Origin of the sequence: Heyndrickxia acidiproducens DSM 23148 (assembly GCF_000374345.1) — a bacterium.
Lineage (GTDB): Bacteria > Bacillota > Bacilli > Bacillales > Bacillaceae_C > Weizmannia > Weizmannia acidiproducens.
The window spans coordinates 79,231-85,331 of sequence record NZ_KB893983.1; the positions used below are offsets into that span (position 1 = coordinate 79,231).

General features: G+C 45.8%; 4 protein-coding genes. 3 read left to right on the forward strand and 1 reads right to left on the reverse strand.

What is annotated here, in order from left to right:
- Positions 1-523: 523 nt before the first annotated feature.
- A complete protein-coding gene (locus C232_RS0104965; protein ID WP_018661906.1) occupies positions 524-1,306 on the reverse strand; it encodes an SDR family oxidoreductase in 783 nt (260 codons plus the stop codon).
- Positions 1,307-1,502: 196 nt separating this feature from the next.
- Here C232_RS0104965 and C232_RS18400 point away from each other — a divergent pair, with 196 nt between their 5' ends.
- From C232_RS18400 to C232_RS0104980, 3 genes are all read left to right on the forward strand, one after another.
- Positions 1,503-2,594: a glycosyltransferase family 2 protein gene (locus tag C232_RS18400; protein ID WP_018661908.1), complete on the forward strand. Its 1,092-nt coding sequence runs from the start codon at positions 1,503-1,505 to the stop codon at positions 2,592-2,594.
- Positions 2,587-3,291 (forward strand): lysophospholipid acyltransferase family protein, encoded by a 705-nt coding sequence (locus C232_RS0104975; RefSeq protein ID WP_018661910.1) that lies wholly within the window; start codon positions 2,587-2,589, stop codon positions 3,289-3,291. The genes C232_RS18400 and C232_RS0104975 overlap by 8 nt, the downstream gene beginning before the upstream one ends.
- Before the next feature lie 260 nt (positions 3,292-3,551).
- The gene (locus tag C232_RS0104980) at positions 3,552-5,627 is read left to right on the forward strand and encodes a methyl-accepting chemotaxis protein (RefSeq protein WP_018661912.1); all 2,076 of its coding nucleotides are present in this window, start codon (positions 3,552-3,554) and stop codon (positions 5,625-5,627) included.
- The last annotated feature ends 474 nt before the right edge of the window (positions 5,628-6,101 follow it).

Consider the following 6,101-nt stretch of genomic DNA (forward strand, 5'->3'; position numbering starts at 1 on the left):
ATCAAACGGTCGCTCATCCGCCATATGAACGCCCGCGCCGGCCGAGTTTTTAATCAAACGGTCGTTCATCCTCTTTATGAACGCCCGCGCCTGCTGAGTTTTTAATCAAACGGTCGCTCATCCCCTTTATGAACGCCCGCGCCTGCTGAGTTTTTAATCAAACGGTCGCTCATCCCCTTCATGAACGCCCACGCCGGCCGAGTTTTTAATCAAACGGTCGCTCATCCCCTTCATGAACGCCCGCGCCTGCTGAGTTTTTAATCAAACGGTCGCTCATCCGCCGTATGAGCGACCGCACCGGCTAAATAATTAATCAAACGGTCGTTCAAAAGCCGAATGAAGTCCCATTCAACAGGAAAACAGAGGATGGCGGTCGTTCATTTATCGGGCAAACTCCAACCGCATTCCCGGCTGGTCGGCCGTTCGTGGTGACAACGATGAGACAAGTTAAAAAAGAGTTAAAAAGGAGACAGCCTTACCGGTATGCGGCTGCCTCTTTTCTGTTTACTGCGAACCCGGCCGGTCAGCCGCGTAGCAGTGATTCGGTTCCGTCGATGTAGATGTCTGTTCCGCTGATGTGGCTGGAATCATCAGATGCGAGAAACAGGACGAGGTCTGCGACTTGTTCCGGTTTGCCCGGCCCCTCTGCAAGCGGCTGGTCGCCTTTTGGAAATTCGACCGGAATATTGACCTTTTCCAACGCTTCAGTACGGTTTGTGTTTTGTTCGATTTTCGTTTCTATTGCACCGGGGCAGACGGCATTGACGCGGATTTTATAGCGGGCCAGTTCCAGTGCTGCCATCTTCATAAATGCGACCTGGCCGGCTTTTGAACTGCTGTAGGCGGACATACCAATATTCGAGAATATGCGGTTGCCGTTGATTGAACTTGTAATGATAATGCTGCCGCCATGCGTTTTTAAATGCGGGATTGAATACTTCGTAAACAGGAACGACCCTTTTAAGTTAGTGGTGATGGTTTCGTCCCAATCTTCCGGGGACATATCTTCAATCGGCGCCACCGTTCCATTAATGCCGGCATTGGAGAATACAATATCCAGGCGCCCCCAGTGATGAACCACTTCATCAACGGCATGCTTGACCCGGTCGGGATTTGCGACATCCACTTCCAAAGCCAAAGCTTCCCCGCCTTTTTCATTAATGACGTTCTTTACTTTATCGGCCCTCTCTTGTTTGATGTCCATTACGCAAACTTTTGCACCTTCCCCGGCAAGCTTCAGGGCGGATGCTTTTCCGATACCTGAACCGCCCCCGGTGACAATGGCTACTCTGTCTTTTAATTTCATCTTTTCTACTCCTCTCTGTGGAATACTCCAGTAGTTTACCCATTCCGGCCCGGCTTGTAACACCTGCTGAGCCGGCAATCTGTCAAGCCCGTTCGTTGTTTTTCTTTTGTTTTCCTTGTAAGATGTAGATAGTTACATTGTTTCCAAAACGATCTTTTGGAAAATGTTGGCGTTGAGATATCGGAGGGGGTACACGATGGGAAATTTTGCTGTAATTATACCTGCCCTGAATCCCGGAAAAATGTTGATTCATTATGTGGACAGCCTGCTGGCAAATGGGGCGGCGCATATTATTATCGTAAATGATGGAAGCAAAGATGAGTGTGCACCTATTTTTGAGGAAATTGAAAAAAATAGAAAGTGTACCGTTCTGCAACATTCGGTAAACCGCGGGAAGGGACGGGCGTTAAAGACGGCATTTGCGTATTTTTTGGAGCACCACGCAAACCTGATCGGCGTGATTACGGCAGACGCAGACGGTCAGCATACGGCGGCGGATGTCACCAGAATAGCGGAGGCACTGAATGAAAACCGCAATGGCATCATTTTGGGGGCAAGGGATTTTAACCAGGCGAATGTGCCGGCAAAAAGCAAGATCGGCAACAGGCTGACGAGTTTCATGTTTGAAGCCTTATACGGCGCAAAAGTCGGAGATACGCAGACAGGCCTGCGCGGCATTCCGAAACAGGAGCTTCCCTGGATGGTTGCTTTAAAGGGCGAGCGGTTTGAATATGAAATGAACATGCTTATTTATGCGAAAAGGATGAAAGTGGCGCTGCTTGAAGTGCCGGTCCAAACGATTTATTTTAACCATAATGCTGGCACAAACTATCACTCTATCAAGGATTCTTTTAAAATTTTCAGGAAGATTCTTTCTGGCATGATTTATTATGCTTATCCAGCCTTGCTTTACTTCCTGATCGATATGCTTAGTTTTGCCCTGTTTTTCCGCTATTTGCTGAACGGGGTTCCATTCTTATGGAAGTTGTTTGTTTCAACCGTGCTTTCGCAGCTGGCCGCTTTTGGCACCGATATGCTCGCCAAACGCAAACTTTTGCATATGCAGCACTTTTTTGTTCGATCGATAGGGGTTTTATGCGGATTCATTGTGATTGCTTTTTCCCTGTTGGCAGGCGCATCCGCATATCTGCAGCTGGATCTTCTGTTTGCAAAGCTTGCGGCCAGTGTTATCCTGGCTGTGGTTTTTTATCAAATCCAGCTGCACTGGGATGTAATTGACACCCAGGGGCAGGCGCAACTGCCATTGGAGGAGAGGCGCCATGGATAACGGGTTCGGGATTTTTTTTAAAGCGGTGCGGGGGATTGCCCGGATATTCTTCCCGGCTTACAAAGCGGATATTTCCAGGCAGATTGACGGCCCGGTTGTCTATATTTCCCATCACCGCAACCTGTTCGGGCCTTTTATCACCCTGCTTTGGTATCCAAGAACGGTGCGGACCTGGATCCTTCATGTGTTTCTTGACAGGAAGGCGTGCTATCAGCAGTATGCCGGTTATACGTTTACTAAAAGATTCGGACTACATCCTGCAATTGCAAAACCGGCTGCTTTTCTGCTTTCGTTCGGCATTTCAAGGCTGCTGCAATCCGGAAAAAGCATCCCCGTTTACAGAGGTTCGAAAAAAATACTGCGCACATTCCAGATGAGTGTAGAGGCCCTTCAAAAAGGAGAGAGCGTTGCAATTTTTCCGGATATCGATTATACCGATTCGTCCGCGTCTGTTAAAGGCATGTACAACGGCTTTCTTTATTTGGAAAAATACTATTATAAAAAAACGGGCCGACATGTCCGGTTTGTTCCCCTGTACGCGAGTAAAAGAAAACGGCTGCTGGTTGCAGATGCCCCGATTTGTTTTCGGGACGGGGAAAACTTCCGGACAGAAAAAGAAGTCGTTTATGAAAAACTGCATACCGCATTAAACACTTTGGCGGAACAATCCGGAGAGATGGAAGAAAGCATGTGCTGATGGGGCATGCTTCTTTTTTTAAAATATAGAAAGTGTATTAAACTATTGCTGCACTGCGGCCTGCTGTAAAAGATAGCAATCATGCAAATTGATCTAAGATCTTGATGTAACAACTTAAGTTCATTCATTTTATAGAATAAGAATATGAAAAGTTCTAAAACAGGGAATTTACGAACTTGAAGTGTTCTCCTAAAGACTACCCCCGTATCCCCCGATAAAAATATATGATCATGTTTATCAATTCAAAGGGGAGACAGCAATTGAAAAGAAAGGAACAGCAAAAAACGGCAAAGAGATTTTTTTCTCTTCGTTATAAATGGGGGCTGATCATTTGTGCTACCATTTTGATTTCTATTATAACCACCGTCGGGCTGATGTATTTCACAACCGGAAAAATTCTAAAAACGAATGACCGGTCCGTTAATAAAATGTACGCCAACCAGGTGGCAGCCCGGATTGAGGCTGAACTGTCAAACTATGAAAATTCGCTCAGCCAGTTAGACGGCCTGGTTACGGCTGACATTCAACAAAAGAAAAAAATGTCCGATATCGAAGCGTCGATCCATGCGGTCCAGTCGCGCAACAGCACGTTGGTTGCCGCTTATTATATGGACTTTCAAACCGGGAAACTTCATATTTCGCCATACGCCAAAATGGATCTCGATGTAAGAAACACGAATATTTACAAATATTTAACGGCAAATCCGAAGACACAGTGGATGGACGTCTATCAAGATAAGGTAACCGGAAAAATTATGACTTCTGTTGTATCGCCGGTTTTTTCTGAAGGCAAAATGATTGGTGCAGTCGGTTATGATATCAATCTATCCACGATTGGAAAAGCAAGAGCAGCGATAGAGAAGGAATCGGATCACCGCATTGCGATTTTGGATCCTAAAGGGGTCATTGTCACATCTTTTATCAAAAACGGTAATGGCAGGAATATCAGGCCTTCCAACAGCGGAAAAGTAGAAGGTGTGAAAGATATCAGCAGTGCTGCCCGTTTAAAAAAAGAATTTAACTGGGCCGATGCGATTTACAGCCGGCAAAATTCAACCGGTACATTCACTTGGAACGGCACATCTTACAATCTGTACGCAACCACTGTTCCGAAAATGGGCTGGAAAGTCATTTCCTTTGAACCGCAGCAGGCTTTTGCCGCGAAAGTCAGCAAACTGAAACATGCGGGGCTGCTTTCTATATTGATCGGCCTTGTGATCGGGATTTTGTTTGCTGCTTTTATCGCCGGTTACCTCGTTAAGATCATCAAAAAGCTGCAGCAGGTATTGGGCAAAACCGCAGAAGGGGATCTGGTGACAAAGTTTGTTGTCCACTCAAATGATGAAATCGGGGATTTGTCGAAAAGCTATAACAATATGCTGCACGGTATGCGGAACCTGATCGCAAAGGTTCACGGCAATGTCGATTCCGTTAATGAGGCGGCATCCGGCCTAAAAAGGATCACAGGAGAAAATCAGGCGGCGATTACCGATGTATCAAAAGCGGTTGAAGAAATTGCCGCCGGTGCCAGCAATCAATCGGACCAAGCTGAAGCTGGTTCCGTAGCGGTTCATGATTTGAGCGGTGAAATTGAAAAACTGGCCGAACAGTCCGGCGTAATCGAAAAAGCGGTGGATGAGGCCAATACGCAGATTGAGTCTGGTACAAAACAGGTGGAAGGACTGGAAGGGTCTTATCAGAAATTGGAGCAGGCATTTGAAAAAGTCACAGCCATGATCACGAATTTAAATGAAAAATCGCAATCCATTTCAGAAGTGACAGGAGTGATTTCACAAATTGCCGAACAGACGAATTTGCTTTCTCTGAATGCCTCTATTGAAGCGGCGCGCGCAGGGGAAAACGGTAAAGGTTTTGCCATTGTCGCCAATGAGGTCCGCAATTTGGCGGAGCAGTCGAAAAAATCGACAAAAGCTATCCAAAAAACGATTGCCGATGTACTTGTGGATACAAAGGAACTCGTCGGCGTCATGACAGAAACCAATCAAATACGTGCAGGCCAAAAAACAGCCGTCACATCTGTCAGTTCTTCAATGGCAGATCTAACAAATTCTCTGCGTGCGATGGTCGGCTCATTGAAGCAGGAAGCGGCCTCGATCGGCACCATCCGCAAACAAAAAGAAACGGTGGTACAAATGATCGAAGAAATCTCGGCTGTTTCCCAGCAAACCGCCGCCGCTTCCGAAGAAATTGCATCCTCTACGGAAGAACAGGCTGCTTCAGCCAATGAAATCGCCCGCCATACAGAAAAGCTTTTTGAACTGACAGAAGAACTTGAAAAGGAAATCGGAACCTTTACATTTAAAGCGGAAAATTAAGAGATAGGAAAACCGGGCCCGGTACGCTGCAGGATGAAAAAGAAGGCAGCGTACCGGGATTTTTTGCTTGTTAACGAAAGAAATGATACAAAAATGAAAACGCTATTGACAAACCTGTATATACAGGATATTATAAAAATGTAAGTTGTATATACAAGATTTTGAAAGCGCTTATGAACTTTAAATTGGAAGGTGAACAGTATTGTTACTGGCGCCCCAAAATGGCAGGAAATTGACGGTGTTATTTGTCCAGAAATTGACGGAATTGTTGTCAATTAAGGGGGAAGCCAGTTTGCGCTTTATTGTGGCTTCCCCTATGAGTTTAATACTTAAATTTAAATCATTGTCATTTCACGAAAGTTCCCCTTCAATCACACGTTTTACCATATGATCGTCAATGATTCGATGCCTGTTTTGTGCTCCGTAAAGTAGACAGTGGGTACAAATCTTGTTGATGATCCTTGCGGCTCCCCC

Excerpts from the sequence above, each read along its gene's own strand:
- C232_RS0104975 (WP_018661910.1), top strand. The coding sequence starts at position 2,587 with ATGGATAACGGGTTCGGGATTTTTTTTAAAGCGGTGCGGGGGATTGCC.
- C232_RS0104965 (WP_018661906.1), bottom strand. The coding sequence starts at position 1,306 with ATGAAATTAAAAGACAGAGTAGCCATTGTCACCGGGGGCGGTTCAGGT.
- C232_RS18400 (WP_018661908.1), top strand. The coding sequence starts at position 1,503 with ATGGGAAATTTTGCTGTAATTATACCTGCCCTGAATCCCGGAAAAATG.